At 33.9% G+C, this 16,431-nt stretch carries 16 protein-coding genes; 13 read left to right on the top strand and 3 right to left on the bottom strand.

Annotated elements, in window-relative coordinates; all coding sequences use genetic code 11:
* Positions 1–44 precede the first annotated feature (44 nt).
* Complete coding sequence (gene fahA, locus AAGV28_RS06875; RefSeq protein WP_373406082.1) at positions 45–1,328, bottom strand: fumarylacetoacetase; 1,284 nt, start codon at positions 1,326–1,328, stop codon at positions 45–47.
* A gap of 106 nt (positions 1,329–1,434) precedes the next feature.
* Between fahA and glyA the strand changes: the two genes are divergently transcribed.
* The 5 genes from glyA to AAGV28_RS06900 all read left to right on the top strand — a co-directional run bounded on the left by glyA (position 1,435) and on the right by AAGV28_RS06900 (position 6,687).
* A complete protein-coding gene (glyA, locus tag AAGV28_RS06880) occupies positions 1,435–2,709 on the top strand; it encodes a serine hydroxymethyltransferase (protein WP_373406083.1) in 1,275 nt (424 codons plus the stop codon).
* A gap of 104 nt (positions 2,710–2,813) precedes the next feature.
* A complete protein-coding gene (locus AAGV28_RS06885) occupies positions 2,814–3,407 on the top strand; it encodes a MiaE family protein (protein WP_373406084.1) in 594 nt (197 codons plus the stop codon).
* A gap of 275 nt (positions 3,408–3,682) precedes the next feature.
* Positions 3,683–4,726 carry a GMP reductase gene (gene guaC, locus AAGV28_RS06890; RefSeq protein WP_373406085.1) on the top strand — a complete coding sequence of 348 codons (1,044 nt, stop codon included), beginning with the start codon at positions 3,683–3,685 and terminating at the stop codon, positions 4,724–4,726.
* Between the two features lie 3 nt (positions 4,727–4,729).
* Positions 4,730–5,224, top strand: coding sequence for a GNAT family N-acetyltransferase (locus AAGV28_RS06895; RefSeq protein WP_373406086.1), 495 nt, complete (start codon positions 4,730–4,732; stop codon positions 5,222–5,224).
* Between the two features lie 611 nt (positions 5,225–5,835).
* A complete protein-coding gene (locus tag AAGV28_RS06900) occupies positions 5,836–6,687 on the top strand; it encodes an alpha/beta fold hydrolase (RefSeq protein ID WP_373406087.1) in 852 nt (283 codons plus the stop codon).
* Positions 6,688–6,758: 71 nt separating this feature from the next.
* Here AAGV28_RS06900 and hemN read toward each other — a convergent pair whose 3' ends face one another.
* Positions 6,759–8,123 (bottom strand): oxygen-independent coproporphyrinogen III oxidase, encoded by a 1,365-nt coding sequence (hemN, locus tag AAGV28_RS06905; protein ID WP_373406088.1) that lies wholly within the window; start codon positions 8,121–8,123, stop codon positions 6,759–6,761.
* A 656-nt stretch (positions 8,124–8,779) separates the two neighbouring features.
* On the opposite strand from hemN, the gene AAGV28_RS06910 reads away from it, so the two are divergent.
* Complete coding sequence (locus AAGV28_RS06910; RefSeq protein WP_373406089.1) at positions 8,780–9,544, top strand: SDR family NAD(P)-dependent oxidoreductase; 765 nt, start codon at positions 8,780–8,782, stop codon at positions 9,542–9,544.
* Between the two features lie 148 nt (positions 9,545–9,692).
* Complete coding sequence (locus tag AAGV28_RS06915; protein ID WP_373406090.1) at positions 9,693–10,547, top strand: fumarylacetoacetate hydrolase family protein; 855 nt, start codon at positions 9,693–9,695, stop codon at positions 10,545–10,547.
* Positions 10,548–10,975: 428 nt separating this feature from the next.
* Here AAGV28_RS06915 and AAGV28_RS06920 read toward each other — a convergent pair whose 3' ends face one another.
* The gene (locus AAGV28_RS06920; protein ID WP_373406091.1) at positions 10,976–11,317 is read right to left on the bottom strand and encodes a helix-turn-helix domain-containing protein; all 342 of its coding nucleotides are present in this window, start codon (positions 11,315–11,317) and stop codon (positions 10,976–10,978) included.
* A 103-nt stretch (positions 11,318–11,420) separates the two neighbouring features.
* Here AAGV28_RS06920 and AAGV28_RS06925 point away from each other — a divergent pair, with 103 nt between their 5' ends.
* The 6 genes from AAGV28_RS06925 (at position 11,421) to AAGV28_RS06950 (ending at position 16,429) form a co-directional block, all read left to right on the top strand.
* The gene (locus AAGV28_RS06925) at positions 11,421–11,684 is read left to right on the top strand and encodes a hypothetical protein (protein WP_373406092.1); all 264 of its coding nucleotides are present in this window, start codon (positions 11,421–11,423) and stop codon (positions 11,682–11,684) included.
* 15 nt (positions 11,685–11,699) lie between these two features.
* A complete protein-coding gene (locus tag AAGV28_RS06930; protein WP_373406093.1) occupies positions 11,700–12,272 on the top strand; it encodes a helix-turn-helix transcriptional regulator in 573 nt (190 codons plus the stop codon).
* 98 nt (positions 12,273–12,370) lie between these two features.
* Positions 12,371–12,715 (top strand): hypothetical protein, encoded by a 345-nt coding sequence (locus AAGV28_RS06935; RefSeq protein ID WP_373406094.1) that lies wholly within the window; start codon positions 12,371–12,373, stop codon positions 12,713–12,715.
* A 3-nt stretch (positions 12,716–12,718) separates the two neighbouring features.
* Positions 12,719–15,604 (top strand): primase-helicase family protein, encoded by a 2,886-nt coding sequence (locus tag AAGV28_RS06940; protein ID WP_373406095.1) that lies wholly within the window; start codon positions 12,719–12,721, stop codon positions 15,602–15,604.
* 3 nt (positions 15,605–15,607) lie between these two features.
* Positions 15,608–15,919, top strand: a complete 312-nt coding sequence (locus AAGV28_RS06945) for a hypothetical protein (RefSeq protein WP_373406096.1) — start codon at positions 15,608–15,610, stop codon at positions 15,917–15,919.
* Positions 15,920–15,943: 24 nt separating this feature from the next.
* Positions 15,944–16,429, top strand: a complete 486-nt coding sequence (locus tag AAGV28_RS06950) for a hypothetical protein (RefSeq protein WP_373406097.1) — start codon at positions 15,944–15,946, stop codon at positions 16,427–16,429.
* The last annotated feature ends 2 nt before the right edge of the window (positions 16,430–16,431 follow it).

A 16,431-nucleotide genomic window follows, 5' to 3' on the forward strand; every position in this document is an offset into this window, starting at 1 on the left:
CGTTTAAAAATTCAAACGGGACTTTTTTTATGTTGTTGTTTTTTTTATTTTCTAACAAATGGAGGAAGCAGTTTACTGGAAACTTCTCCAAAACCAATACGAACTTGGCTGTTTTCGCAAAAGCCTTTCAAAGTAATTGTATCATTGTCATTGATAAATTTACGTTCACTACCATCATTCAGTTTTAGTGGTTTTTCTCCCCCCCAGGTCAATTCTAACATCGAACCATAACTGTCTTCAGTAGGACCAGAAATCGCTCCAGAACCCATCATATCACCCGAATTTACTCGACAACCATTAGAGGTGTGGTGTGTTAATTGTTGGTTCATAGTCCAATACATGTGTTTGAAATTGGATTTAGAAACTATAGTGGGTTCGCTTTTTTCAGGCTGTATACTCACTTCAAGATTGATATCAAAAGCATGTCTTCCTTTTTGTTGCAAATAGGGAAGCGGACTCGGATTTTGTTTTGGACTGGCGACCCTAAATGGCTCTAAAGCATCCATGGTCACAATCCATGGAGATATTGAAGTTGCAAAGTTTTTAGATAAAAAAGGACCTAAAGGCATGTATTCCCATTTTTGAATGTCGCGAGCCGTCCAATCATTTAATAAAACCATTCCGAAAATATAATCTTCGGCTTCATTAATAGGAATCATTTCTCCCATTACATTGGCATCAGTGGTAATGAAGGCCATTTCTAATTCGAAATCGATCAAACGAGAAGCGCCAAAAACCGGTGTTAATCCTTCTGGAGGCAAGCTTTGTCCAATAGGTCTGTGAACTGGTATTCCTGAAGGGATTATTGTTGAACTTCTTCCGTGATAACCAATAGGCATTTGAGGCCAATTAGGTAACAAAGCATTTTCTTCATTGCGAATCATCTTTCCTACATTAGAAGCGTGGATTTTACTCGAATAAAAATCAGTATAATCGCCTATTAATACAGGTAATTGCATTTCTACTTCATCTATTTTAAAAATAATGATGTCTTTATGACCCGCATTGTCACGTAACTTAGGATTGTTTTGGTCAAATATATCTGCGATACGATTGCGAACTAGTCGCCAGGTTTTTTTTCCGTCAGAAATGAAATCATTCAAAGTGTCTTGAATGAACATATCATCCGTTAATTCAATACCCGAAAAGTATCCCAATTGCTGTAATGCTCCTAAATCAATAGCCGAATCACCAATGCGAGTTCCTACCGTTACAACGTTTTCTTTGGTTAAGAAAACCCCAAAAGGAATGTTCTGGATTGGGAAATCACTATTTTCAGGGACTTCAATCCATGATTTTCTTTTAGTATCGTTAGCTGTTATTGGCATATTTTGTTAATTTTTTGTTGAAAATTATATATCAAATATATCATAATCTAACTGTTTAGCAAACGTTTTTTTGTATTTTTGCGCTAAATTATTTAAAATCTAAAAAATGCAACGCGACAAACAAATTTTTGAACTTATTCTTGAGGAACAAGACAGACAGATACATGGCTTAGAACTTATTGCTTCTGAGAACTTTGTAAGTGATGAAGTAATAGAAGCTGCTGGTTCAGTTTTGACAAATAAATATGCTGAAGGGTATCCTGGAAAGAGATACTATGGCGGTTGTGAAGTGGTAGATGTTATTGAGCAAATTGCAATTGATAGAGCTAAAGAATTGTTTGGTGCTGCGTATGCTAATGTTCAGCCACACTCTGGTTCTCAGGCTAATGCATCAGTGTTTCACGCTTGTTTGAAGCCTGGTGATAAAATTTTAGGTTTTGATTTATCTCACGGTGGTCACTTGACTCACGGTTCTCCAGTAAACTTTTCAGGACGTGTTTACAACCCGGTTTTCTACGGTGTTGAAAAAGAAACAGGTCGTTTGAACTATGATAAAATCCAGGAAATTGCAACTAAAGAGCAGCCAAAATTAATCATCGCTGGAGCTTCGGCTTATTCTCGTGATATGGATTTTGAGCGTTTTAGAGTAATTGCTGATAGTGTAGGTGCAATTTTAATGGCTGATATTTCTCATCCAGCTGGTTTAATTGCTAAAGGATTAATGAATGATCCAATTCCTCACTGTCACATTGTAACTACTACAACTCACAAAACATTACGTGGGCCAAGAGGTGGTTTGATCTTGATGGGGAAAGATTTCGAAAACCCATGGGGATTAACTACTCCAAAAGGAGAAGTGAGAATGATGTCTTCTTTATTAGATTTAGCTGTTTTCCCTGGAAACCAAGGTGGACCATTAATGCACATTATTGCTGCTAAAGCAATTGCTTTTGGTGAAGCTTTGCAAGATGAGTTCTTTACTTATGCACGTCAATTGCAAAAGAATGCTAATGCAATGGCTGATGCTTTTGTAAAAAGAGGATACGATATTATATCTGGAGGTACGGATAACCACATGATGTTAATTGATTTAAGAAATAAAGGGATTTCTGGAAAAGAGGCTGAAAATGCCTTAGTAAAAGCAGAAATTACTGTAAATAAAAATATGGTTCCATTTGATGACAAATCTCCATTTGTTACTTCTGGTATCCGTGTGGGAACTGCTGCAATCACAACTCGTGGTTTGTTAGAAGAAGATATGGAAACTATTGTTGCTATGATTGACAAAGTATTGACAAATCATACTAACGAAGATATTATCGAAGAAGTAGCTGAAGAAGTAAACGAAATGATGAGCGAAAGAGCTATTTTTGTTTTCTAATTAAATAAATTACCAAATTTTTAAAGTCGAAAGTCGAAAGTATAATTTTTTGACTTTCGATTTTTGCTTTTATAACTCATAATTTATAACTCATAACTTTAGAAATGGGCGTATTACGATTACAATTACCAACCGACCCAAGATGGGTGAATATTGTAGAGAAAAACATAGAAGAAATCCTGACCGATCACGCCTGGTGCGAGCAAAAAGCGGCTACAAACGCGATTACTATTATTACCAATAATTCAGAACACCAGGATTTGGTTAAAGATTTATTGGCTTTAGCCAAAGAAGAAATCGATCATTTCGAACAAGTGCATAACATCATCATCAAACGCGGATTAAAGTTAGGTCGCGAACGCAAAGACGATTATGTAAACGAATTGTACCAATACATGAGAAAAAGTGGTAATGGAAGCCGTGTTTCTGGTTTAGTCGAAAGATTGCTTTTTTCGGCAATGATTGAAGCCAGAAGTTGCGAACGTTTCAAAGTACTTTCAGAAAACATTCAAGACGAAGAATTGGCTGTTTTTTATAGAGAATTGATGGAAAGCGAAGCAGGACATTACACTACTTTTATTACCTATGCACGAAAATATGGCGAAGGAATTGATGTAGAAAAACGTTGGAGAGAATGGTTGGAATTCGAAGAATCCATTATTTCTAATTACGGAAAAAATGAAACCATTCACGGATAGGTTTCAGTGATCAGTAATTAGTAATCAGTGTTCACCCAAGCTTCGGGATTAGTATTCAGTCTTTTCAGATTTGTCAAGTTGAATGAAGTTATAACGCATTTCAAATAGAAAGCTTAGCGAATCTTTGTGATGTCTTTGTGCATCTTTGCGTAATTTTTTACGGTTAATAGTTAGTTGATAAACTGTTTTTTATTTTGCATAATTCTCGGATAAAATTCATTACTTTTAAGAAAAACAAAAGTTATTTTCTAATAATGGATTAAAAAGTGATAATTATGCGAATAGAAACCGATCTAAAATTAGGCTTTAAAGATGTAATGATTAGACCCAAACGTTCTACATTAAAAAGTAGGGCTGAGGTTTCTTTAGAAAGGGAATTTACCTTTTTGCACAGTACTGCTAAATGGAATGGAATCCCTATTATGGCTGCCAATATGGATACAGTAGGAACTTTTGAAATGGCCGCAGAATTAGCGAAGCACAAATTGTTCACGGCTATTCATAAGCATTATTCGGTTTCAGAATGGAGTGCATTTCTTGAAAATGTTTCACCTGATTTTTATGATTACATAGCAGTTAGTACAGGAACTGGAAAAAATGATTTCAAAAAAGTAATCGAAATTGTTGCTGCAAATCCCTTATTGAAATTTATTTGTATTGATGTTGCCAATGGGTATTCGGAGCATTTTGTGAACTTCTTAAAACAAACCCGAAAACAATTTCCAGATAAAGTAATCATTGCGGGTAATGTGGTTACTGGCGAAATGGTGGAAGAATTACTTTTAGCTGGTGCCGATATTATAAAAGTAGGTATTGGACCAGGTTCAGTTTGTACTACTCGAATAAAAACGGGTGTGGGTTATCCGCAACTTTCGGCAATTATCGAATGTGCCGATGCCGCTCATGGATTAGGCGGACATATTATCAGTGATGGTGGTTGTACCACTCCGGGCGATGTGGCTAAAGCCTTTGGTGCGGGTTCTGATTTTGTCATGTTGGGCGGAATGCTCGCTGGACATACCGAAAGTGGGGGAGAATTATTGGAAATTAATGGTAAAAAATACAAACAATTTTACGGCATGAGTTCTACCACAGCTATGAACAAACACGTGGGTGGTGTTGCTGAATACAGAGCCAGTGAAGGAAAAGCAGTAAAACTTCCATTTAAAGGTGATGTGGTAGATACCGTTTTGGATATTTTGGGAGGTTTGCGTAGCAGCTGTACTTATGTGGGCGCTTCCCGACTAAAAGAATTGACTAAAAGAACCACTTTTATACGTGTAAGCGAACAAGAAAATAGAGTTTTTACTACCGAATAACCAATGATACGTATTGTTAAAGCTACCGTTGCCGATTTAAATTGTATTACCGAAATAGCCCATAAAACCTGGCCGATTACCTATGGTGGAATTTTATCACCAGAACAATTAAAATATATGCTCAACGCTTTTTATTCCGATGCAGCCTTGCTAAAGAATATAGAAAATGGACAGGAGTTTATTCTAGCTAAGGAAGGAGATACTGTTTTAGGTTTTGCTTCTTTCGAACATCATTATAAAAATGGAAGTACTACCAAAATCCATAAAATATACATTCTTCCAGAAACTCAAGGGAAAGGAATTGGGAAGTTGTTGATTGATAGTATTGCTCAATTCGCAAAAGAAAATAACTCAAATTCTCTTTTATTAAATGTCAACCGATTCAATAAGGCTTTGACTTTCTATCAAAAATTAGGTTTCAAAATCATTCAGGAAATTGATATTGAATTGGAACACGGTTATTTGATGGAAGATTATGTGATGGAGAAAGAGATTTGATTTATCCAAAACAGTATCTTTTGTCCCTCTACAATAACTATTAATGATACTATCATCATAGGTGCGTCATACTATTAGGTAGGCGTGCCTATTGTTTTTAAACGCATCGCCTAAGATTAAGGTAGGCGCGCCATACTATTAGTTAGGCGTGCCTATTGTTTTTATAGGCATCGCCTAAGATTAAGGTAGGAGCGCTATAATTTCTAAACGGTATAATTTTTCTACTTTACCATTTCTTTTAGTTCCTTAAATTACTAATTTTCCAAATAGAGAATTGTAACTTGGGTGATTTAGAATAGTTAAGCTTTTCAAAAATTCAGAATATTTCTTTTCGTTATTGCATTTGTAAGTTCTGATTTTCTTCTTTTAGATTTTTGTTTTTAGACATAAACTAGAGCTATTATTTTTCATTCAATTTTTTTCTTATCAATAATTAGGAATGACTTTTTGTTAGTTAAACTAAAAAATCGTAATTGTATGGGTGTGAATTATATAGTTCTCATCGGAAATCATGTAAGCCAGCTGTATAATTCAACAGTAACTTTACAAATGTTAGAAATAGTAATTGGATAAACATTCCATTACAAAATAAATATTTAAAAGTACATATTATGAAAACAGAAAATAAAGGTTTCAATTTAACAATTCCTGTAAATAACTTTGATTTGTCTTATGATGATCTGGGAGAAGGAAATATTCCCGTTATCTTTCTACACGGTTTCCCTTTTGATAAATCGATGTGGCAAGGACAATTGGATTTTTTAAAATCAGCTTATCGTGTAATTGCTTGCGACATTAGAGGATTTGGTAAGTCAATGGATGAGCAATCGCCTCTAAGTATTGATTTGTTTGCTGACGATTTAATAGCATTTATGGATCAGTTAAACATTGAAAAAGCCATTGTTTGTGGTTTGTCTATGGGTGGATTTATAACTTTAAATGCGCACGAACGATTTCCGGATCGCTTTGAAGCATTGATTTTAGCCGATACTCAATGCATCGCCGATACTCCTGAAGTAAAAGAAAAACGTTATGAGGCCATTAGTGAAATAGAGGGTAATGGTGTTGCGAATTTTAATGAAGGCTTTATTAAAAAAGTTTTCCATGAAGATTCATTCACAAACAAAAAGGAATTGGTAGAAAAATTGAGTAGTGTTGTGTACTCTAATTCGGAACATATTATCCAACAAGGATTAGTAGCACTTGCTGAACGTTCCGAAACTTGTTCTACTTTGGGTAAAATAAATATTCCAACATTGATTATCTGCGGAAAGGATGACATGGTAACGCCACTTGCTCAATCAGAAGCGATGAAGGAATCTATTAAAGGAGCAACATTACAAGTTATAGAAAATGCAGGTCACGTTTCTAATTTAGAACAACCCGACGAATTCAATCAACATCTTTTGGAATTTTTGAATGCTTTAAATGTTGTTAATATTCAAGGTTTCAAAGTAGATTAAGCTAAATCTATTATATCATTATCAAAAAACAAACCTCGTTTAAATAGTCTTAAACGAGGTTTGTTTTTATTTTAAACCGTCATTGAAAACAAAGCTGTTTCGGGAGCTTTTCGCTTTAGGTGTAAATCAAATGCCATACATATATTTCTAACGTAGGCTTTGCCTTTATCGGTTACTTGAACTCCGTTTTCTTTAATTATCAGGATGCCATCATTTTCCATTTCCCGCAATTGTTCTAAAACTGTGGGAATTTCTTTGAAATGAGTTGAGCTATTGTCCCAACTGGTTTCAAATTGGCACATTAAATTCAGAATGTGTTTTCTGATGATAAGATCTTCATCGGTTAACAAATGTCCTCTAAAAACAGGCAATTTATCCCATTCTAAAAGTTGGTAATAATCAGTTAGGCTTTTTTCATTTTGGGCAAAACTATACCAGCTGTCGCTAATAGAGGAAACGCCTAAACCAATCATCAATTTGGTTTTAGAAGAACTGTAGCCCATAAAATTACGATGCAATTGACCATTTTTAAAAGATTGGTACAAACTATCGGTTTCTAAGGCAAAATGATCCATTCCTATTTCGTGGTAGCCATTTTTTAGCAATAATTCTTTGCCTACTTGATACAGAATTCTCTTTTCATTGTCTTTAGGAATGTCTTCGTCTTTAAAACCGCGTTGTCCATTTCCTTTTATCCACGGTACATGAGCATAGCTGTAAAAAGCCAGTCGGTCGGGTTGTAATGATTTTGTTTTTTCGATAGTATCTACAACATCTTCAATTTTTTGAAATGGCAATCCAAAAATAATATCGTGACCAATCGAGGTATAACCAATTGCTCTTGCCCAAAAAGTTACTTTAGCAACATTGTGAAAAGCCTGCTCGCGATGAATGGCTTTTTGTACCTTTTCGGAATAATCCTGAACGCCAAAACTCACTCTTCTAAAACCTAAATCGTAAAGTTTTTGCAAGTGGGCGTGAGTAGTATTGTTTGGATGTCCTTCAAAACTAAATTCGTAATTTTCAGCTTTAACTGCATAAGCAAAAATCCCGTTAATTAAGTTTTCTAAATTTTTTGTCGAAAAAAAAGTAGGTGTTCCTCCACCTAAATGGATTTCTTTAATGATTGGTTTTTCGTCAAGAAGTTGGCTATACAAACGCCATTCTTTTAAAACCGCTTGAATATAAGGTGATTCAACATCATGATTCTTGGTGATTCGTTTGTTACAACCGCAAAAAGTACACAGGCTTTCGCAAAACGGAAGATGAATATACAAACTGATTCCTTCGGATGAATTACTTTCTATGAATGATTTTTTGAAAGATGAAATCCAATCTTCGTATGAAAAATCAGCTTCATTCCAGTATGGAACGGTAGGATAACTAGTGTATCGTGGGCCTGGAACATTATATTTTTGAATCAAAGAATTTTTCATGACAGTCTAATTTTAGCAATCAAAAATAAATCGATTTGAAATGATTTGAAATGATAATTATCATGAAAGGGAAGATAAAAAACGAACAGGAACTAGAAAAAAGAGGATGTCTGAAAAGGAATTCCAGGGTAGTTTTTTCTATAATTAGCTATTTTTAAGCATTAGAAATCTACTCTAAAAGAGGTGTGAAACCAGAGCCATTTTTTTCAATGTAGTGCAAAACAAGCATTTCAAGCGATTTAATTTTAGATAACTACCCAAAATAGATATCGATTTTACCCTTGTTGCCCTTGCTCATAATATTGCCAAATGTATAGACAAAATCCGTTTGCTAAATTCAAGCAAAACGAACTATGTAAGTTAGTACTATTAAAAATAGTTGTTGTAGTAAAATTTAAGTAACTGTTTAAATTTTATATTTTGCTAACAAATAAAAATTTCGAAATAAATTGTCGTGTAATAAATCAGGGAAATTAGAATCTATTCGAATAAAAAAGTAAAAATTCAGTTTGGAGAAATGGATGTGCCTTAATTTAATTAGTGAAGTTGTAACGATTAAATTAGATTGAAAATAAAACCAAGGATAATTATAAACGTTTTCATAAATTTGCTACCATAAAAAAAATATCAATATTAATTAACAAAACAACATATTAATGTTTTCATTAAAAGATAAAAAAGCAATTATTACAGGAGGAGGAAGCGGAATAGGAAGAGCTATTTCGGTTTTATTTGCTAAGCAAGGAGCTGAGGTTCATATTATTGAATTAACTGCCGAAAGTGCTCAATCTACTGTTGATGAAATCATTGCCAATGGTGGAAAAGTTTTTGCTCATGCTTGTAATGTTGCTAAGCATGATGAGGTAGTTGCCACATTTGAAAAAATAGGAAATATTCATGTGTTAGTCAATAACGCTGGAATTGCTCATGTAGGCAAGGTCGATACAACTCCAGAAACTGATTTTGATCGAATTATGGATGTGAACGTAAAGGGAGTTTACAATTGCTTGTATGCTTCAATTGCTCAGTTCCGTAAGTCGGGAGGAGGATCGATTGTTAATATGGCTTCGATTGCTTCGTGGGTAGGTATCCCAGATCGTTTTGCTTATTCTACTGCCAAAGGTGCGGTAATGTCTATGACATTATCTGTTGCTAAAGATTACATTAACGAAAATATTCGTTGTAATTCGATTTCTCCAGCACGTGTACATACACCGTTTGTAGATGGATTTATTTCGAAAAATTATCCAGGAAATGAAGCTGAAATATTTGATAAATTATCAAAATCGCAGCCTATTGGAAGAATGGGAAAACCAGAAGAAATTGCTACTCTTGCTTTGTTTTTAGCCAGCGATGAAGCGGGTTTTATTACAGGATCAGATTATCCAATTGATGGAGGTTTTATTAAATTAAATAATTAAAAAAGAGTTGCTAAGATTCTAAACTGCTAAGTTTCTAAGATTGAAACTAAGAAAAGGCTAAGAATCTAAGCTATTAAGTAATAAGATTAAAAAAACTTAGAAACTTAAAAACTCAGTAACTTAGTAACTTTTAAAAAAATATAAAGAAATGAAATTAATACGTTTTGGAGCAGCAGGCAGCGAAAAACCAGGAATTCTAGTTGGAGAAAAAAGATATGATGTTTCTTCAATTGTAACGGATTACAACGAATCTTTTTTTGAGAATAATGGTTTAGAAAAATTAAAATCGGCTATCGAAAGCGGAACTTCTTTCCCCGAAGTTGCTTGTGATATTCGTTTGGGTTCTCCAGTAGCACGTCCTTCAAAAATTATTTGCATTGGTTTAAATTATGTAGACCATTGTCATGAAACTGGTGCTCCAATTCCAACAGAGCCTATTATTTTCTTTAAATCGACTACTTCTTTGTGTGGACCAAATGACAATTTAATTATTCCTAAAGGAAGTGAAAAAACCGATTGGGAAGTGGAATTGGCTTTTGTAGTTGGAAAAAAGGCAAGTTATGTGGAAGAAGCGGATGCTTTAGATTATGTTGCCGGATATGCTTTGTTGAACGATTACAGTGAGCGTGCATTCCAAATCGAAATGGGTGGTCAATGGGCAAAAGGAAAAGGTTGTGATACATTTGCGCCTCTTGGACCTGTTTTAGCTACTCAGGATGAAATTGCTGATGTAAATAATTTATCTATGTGGTTGACTGTAAATGGTAAAAAATTCCAAAATAGCAATACCTCTAATTTGGTATTTAAGATTCCGTTTTTAGTTCATTATCTAAGTCAGTTTATGACTCTTCTTCCTGGTGATATTATTAGTACAGGGACACCTCCAGGAGTAGGTTTAGGTATTAAACCAGATCCTGTTTATGTAAAAGCAGGTGATGTTATCGAATTAGGAATTGAAGGTTTAGGTTCAAGTAAACAAGTTGCTGTGGCTTATTCGAAATAATTCATACCGCATATTTTTTTCAAAGGAGCATTGGGTTTTAATATTCAGTGCTCTTTTTTATACCAATTAGCTATGAAAAAAAAGTCCAATTTTTTTGTCATATCGAGCGCTGTCGAGATGCGATAATGGTTCTTGACTGCGCTCGAACTGATAATAATACTAATTTATATTTCCAAATGGTATTTTTCCGTTAGAAAAGTAGTACTGTTTAGAAAGAACAAATTAGATGTGGTTGTGATTTAGTTTTAGTTGTTTTAAAAACTATTCTTTTTTAAAAGAATAAAATTTACATGTGTTGTCGGGTAGATTTTAAACATAAAAACAAAAACCCCAGTGTTTACTGGGGTTTTTAAGGGTATTCAAAAGAAAAAAGTGATCCCAGAAGGAATACTTCCACACTCGTTAAGGCACGTTATTACTGACTTTAATTATTTGTTGTGGCAAAATTGTGCCAATTCTTTCTTTAGTTTGCTTAGTTGTTTTTGGATTGAATCTATTTGAGTAATCATATTTTCTCCTTGTTCTTTATAATAAATACTTTTCGCTTCCTCTACTTTAAGTAGATTTTCTTCACTCTCCGAAAAAATATACCGTAGGTCGACATCTGGAAATTCCATCATGAGTTTATGTACAAAAACAGATGAAAACTCAGCGGTACCCATAAAATACCTCCCTAACATTGTAGGGCTAACATCCAGTCTTCTAGACATTTCCTTTTGTGATAAGTTCTTTGATTTTAAGAACAAACGGAGTTTTTCGTGATAATCCATAATTTAGAATCATTATATATTAATATTTTAAATAGATTTATTTTATATTTTATATCTATTTAAAGTAGATTTATATTAGTTTTGGGGTATAAATATTAATCCTATGACAAATATACTAACAAATAACAATAATACAGATGTGCAAATGCATATCGATAAGGCTCATAAGATTATAGATGAGTTTTTACCGACTGCTTATGTCGATGAAGTATTAAAAAAACTTCCAAAAGATCATACTGTTTCAAAAGGTATGATTCGAAATGTTCGTGCCAAATTGAATAACCGTTTAGATATCCTTAATGCGCTAGTCGAAGTAGCCAAAGAGAATCAAGCTCAACTTGAAAAACTAAAAATGTTAACTGCTTAAAAAATCACTAAATCCATGACACAATCAAACGCTAACAGTATTTTCCCAGGAATGATAGATTCGGCTACCGAATTCTTTGTTTCTAATGGTGAAGTAAAAATTATCCAAAATGCAAAAATTTTACCTTTTTGCGAAATTTCTTCCGCTACGATGCAAATATTAGAGGAAACAATCAATCAAGATGCTAGGGTTAAGATTGAATTGTTAGACATGCATCCCACTTCTAAAATGAAACGCATTGAACAATTTGCAATGTGCCGTTTTGGAGGTTTAGATTTTGAAGCTGATATCAAAGATGGCCAATTACAGGATGGTGAATATTGGGAATGCCCAAATCATGGCAACTGTAAAAGCGAAGGGATTCTTTGCAAGTTGCCAAAATATAATGGACAGCGCCTAGAAAAGCAGGAAGTTATTTTATTACAGCTGATGGCTACTAATAAAACCAATGACTCCATAGCTCATGATATGGATATGGCAATGGGATCCTTACATAAACTCAAAAAAAATGTTTACGATAAACTTGGTATTCAAACCAAGCAGGAAGGAACAATGATTTCCTTTTTCCTGAACCTTATTCGGGTATAATCCGGATTTACGTTCTTACCCAGACTGTGTGTGCACTTACACACAAAAACCACTCTGTAGTGGAGTGGTTTTTTTAAAATAATTTAAAACTCAGCGATATGTTAGAAGAATTACAATCAAAAATAGACTTATACCAGGAGCAAATTGATAATCTGAATCAGTCAGGACATTTCACAGATAAGGAAATTGAAACTCAATCTATCCCTTTGAAAGCGAAATTATCAATTCTTAAAAGTGTAAAAGCACTACGTGTTTTATCAATTGAATCAGATGAAGCTGCTAATAAAATGATGGAGTTTTTTGATGCTGCCGAAAACAAGAAAAAACCAATTCATGTAAAATACGGTATGACTCCAGAATCATACGAGGAAGGTTCTATTTATCACAAACAATGTTTTGAACCTTTATTTATTATTCCCAATCAAAAAACACAGGAGGCCTAACAAATGAGCTACGTAAAAGACACCGATATCCTAGATGCGACCAATGGAGGTTTAGAAATAATCACAGCCTACTATCCTAATGCTTTAAAAGTAATTACTAAAACAGCTCGACAGTTTAAAATTAGAGAATCTGAAAAAACAGCCTCAGCTTCTTTACACCAATTGCAAAACGGTGTTTGGGTAGTAACGGATTTTGGTGGCGATCAAAAACCTAGAAGCGGAATTCAAATATGCATGTTAGAAGAAAACATTTCTTATGCTGAAGCTTGTGCAATTTTGGGAGCACGCTACAATGTAAAAGGTGCTGAATTACAAGTCTATAAACCGATCATTGAAAAACGTCCTTTGGCAGCCGATGAAACACCTAAATCCTATCACTTTGTTTATAACGAAACCATCTCCGAAAAAGAATTGGCTTTACTAGGACCTCGTGTAAACGAACAACATTGCAACGATTTCAAATTGCGTTCATGCAAATCATTTGCTTACTGTAAAGAGAATGAAACCGTGGTTACTACCGCTACCGAGGATTTTCCTATACTGGTTTTTGATTTTGGTAATTGGCAAAAAATCTACCAACCCAATTCTTTCGAAAAGCAATACCGTTTTCGTTATGCAGGAGATAAACCTAAAAAGCATGTTTTCGGATGGGATTTGGTAAAAAAACAATTTAATGAAAACAAAAAAAAGCAAGAAAATGAGCAGGAAGATTACTCTATTGAAGATGAAACCGACGATGATTCAGCGCCTAAGAGAAAGTATGATCCCAAAGTGGATGCTGTTTTTATTATTAGCGGCGGGTCTGATGGTATTAACCTATGGTCGTTCAATAAGTTTCCAATTTGGTTCAACTCTGAAAGTGAGCATTTGGATTGGTCTGAATACAAGGAATTAAAGTCAATGGCTAAAGATATTTACTACGTAGCCGATTTAGACAATACCGGAATCAAACAAGCCATTGCTATGGGTTTGAAGTTTCTTGATATCAAATTGCTTTTTCTGCCTGAAAAATTAAAACAGTTCAAGGACAAACGAGGGAATCCTTGCAAGGATTTTAAGGATTATGTAGAGAAATTTTACTTTTCGGATAATGCCAATGCTTTCACGAGTGGTTTTGATAAGATAATTCAAAACTCATTGCCCTTCCAGTTCTGGACGGAAGGCTGGAACAAAACCACTAAAAAGACTACTTACAATATGTCTAACACACGTTTGTATCAGTTTTTGAATCTAATGGGGTTTGGGCGTTATGAGACTCCAGATACTAAGGAAGGTTTTATTTACATAAAAAAGGAAGGATCTATTGTCAAAAAACTGAGTCCGAATGATATCGAAAACTATGTGCATTCCTTTCTTGAGGAACGCCAGATGCACCCTGATTTAAGAGATTATATCTATAATTCACCAAAGTTAAACGAGCGTTCTTTATCGAAATTACCAATGGTTAACGTGGATTTTTCGGATGCAAACAAAAAAGAGCAATATTTATTTTTTACAAAAAAAATATTAAAAATCACTGCTACTGATATCACTGAGCATAAACAGGGCGAAGTGGACAAATATGTTTGGGAAGATAAAATCATTGATTTCCCAATCAAAAAAGGAGAAGCGCAATTCAAAATAAGTACAGACCCAGAAGGTAATTTGGATATTGAGGTTTTGAAAAAAGACAATCCCTACTTCAATTTTATGATCAATGCCTCCAGAGTGCATTGGCGAAAAGAACTGGAGGAAAGTTTTGAAAAACGCCCAGCAGCTGAAGCAGATGCTTACTTCAAAGAACATCATTTTGATATCGAAGGACCTAATTTATCTGAAGATGAAATCTATGAGCAAAAATTACACCTAATAAATAAAATCTACTGCATTGGGTACCTGCTCCATCGCTTTAAGGATGAAAGTAAACCATGGTGTGTTTTTGCTATGGATAACAAAATATCCGAAACAGGAGAGTCGCATGGTGGTTCTGGAAAATCAGTAGGTTTAGGAAGCTTAGACAACATCCTTAAAAGAAGATTTTACATTAAAGGGCGTGATGCTAATGTGACTAAAAACGACTTTATCTATCATGGAGTAACTGAGGATACCGATTTTATTTTGATTGATGATGCTAATCAATATTTGGATTTTGCCTTTTTCTATTCTGAGATAACAGGATCATTAAAAGTAAATCCTAAAAACGGACAGCCTTATGAAATCCCTTTTAATGATTCCCCAAAATTCCTGATTACCTCCAATTTCACCATCCGTGATGATGGGCCATCTACTGCTCGTAGATTGCTATTTTGTTCCTTCTCTGATTATTACCATGAAAATAACAATGATGAGTATAAAGAGTCCAGGAATATTGCGAGCGATTTTGGAGGTCGAAATCTATTTTCAGGTTTTACAGAGGCGGAATGGAACGACTACTATAATTTTTGCGCACAGTGTATTCAGTTCTTTCTATCACATCCTAATAAAATTAGTCCACCAATGGACAATGTGACCAAAAGAAGTTTGCGTGCCGAAATGGGAGAAGCATTTGAAGGTTGGGCTGATGGGTTCTTTGCGAATAAAGAAACGAATCCGGGAACATTGGAAGAAGGCGATTTTAAATACTTAGATCAGTATTTCTCCAAAGATTTTGCCTTTGATGATTTTATCAAAACATCCAAGCAAATGAAATGGTCAGTCAATAAATTCAAAAAAGCCATAAAAGCCTATTGCCAATTGCACGGGTACATTTTCAACCCGAAAGATTTACACACCCAGCAAGGTAGAATCCTGCAAAAAATAGAAGGAAAAACACAGGAAGTCATTTTCATTAGAACCATAGAACAGCAGGAAGTTATAGTAGATAGCGATGTTAAAGAATACACTAACGAAAACGAAATTTTTGAAAAGTAAAATATGAAAAAATTAGAAGATTTAGGGTTTAAAAAAAATAATAAGAATATAAATGGTTTCCGTCCACATTATAAAAGAAACAATGATTTACTCTTTTTAATTGGATCTGATTTTTGGGTAGGAAAGATATGTGATATCAAGCACGCATATAAAGATTCTCTTTTTACTATTTGGGGAATAATAACTGAAAAAGCACCTTTTAATGCTGAAAAAGATTGGGTAACGGTTAATGAATTCATCCTATTAAAATTAGAACCATTATCAGTTGGTCAATGGGCAAAAAACGGAAACGAAATTGAATATATCGAATTATAAATAATCACTTAAATAAATAAAGTCATGATAGGATTACAAAGAATTAAAGAAAGAGCAGAAATGGGAATTAGAATTAATATAAAAATACTTGCTGATCAAACAATTAGTGATTTAGACAGAGAAGTAAAGAAAAATGTATTAGCAACACACGAAATGTATAAAATGCTTGCTGAATTATACATTTCAGATAAAGAATTAGATCAAGATAATGAACATATATATGAAGTTTTTAATGAGTGGGCAGAACAATTTTTTAAAATTACAAATAAAGAAGGAGAACTAAAATATATCAATAATTACTTCACTGCGCAATTAGGTCATGATGAATTTATAAAATTTAGCAAACAAACTAAATGGCCATTTTCAAAATTCAATAAGCAATTGAGAATCTACTGCGAATTGAATAATTACTCTTTAAATCCTAGAGAATTATGTACCCATAATAATAGAATCATTAGAAGATTTGGAGATAAAACACTTTTAGCATTTTATATAAAATCAATTAAATAATC

The sequence above is a fragment of the Flavobacterium zubiriense genome, from assembly GCF_041729725.1.
In the GTDB taxonomy this organism is placed as follows: Bacteria; Bacteroidota; Bacteroidia; order Flavobacteriales; family Flavobacteriaceae; genus Flavobacterium; species Flavobacterium zubiriense.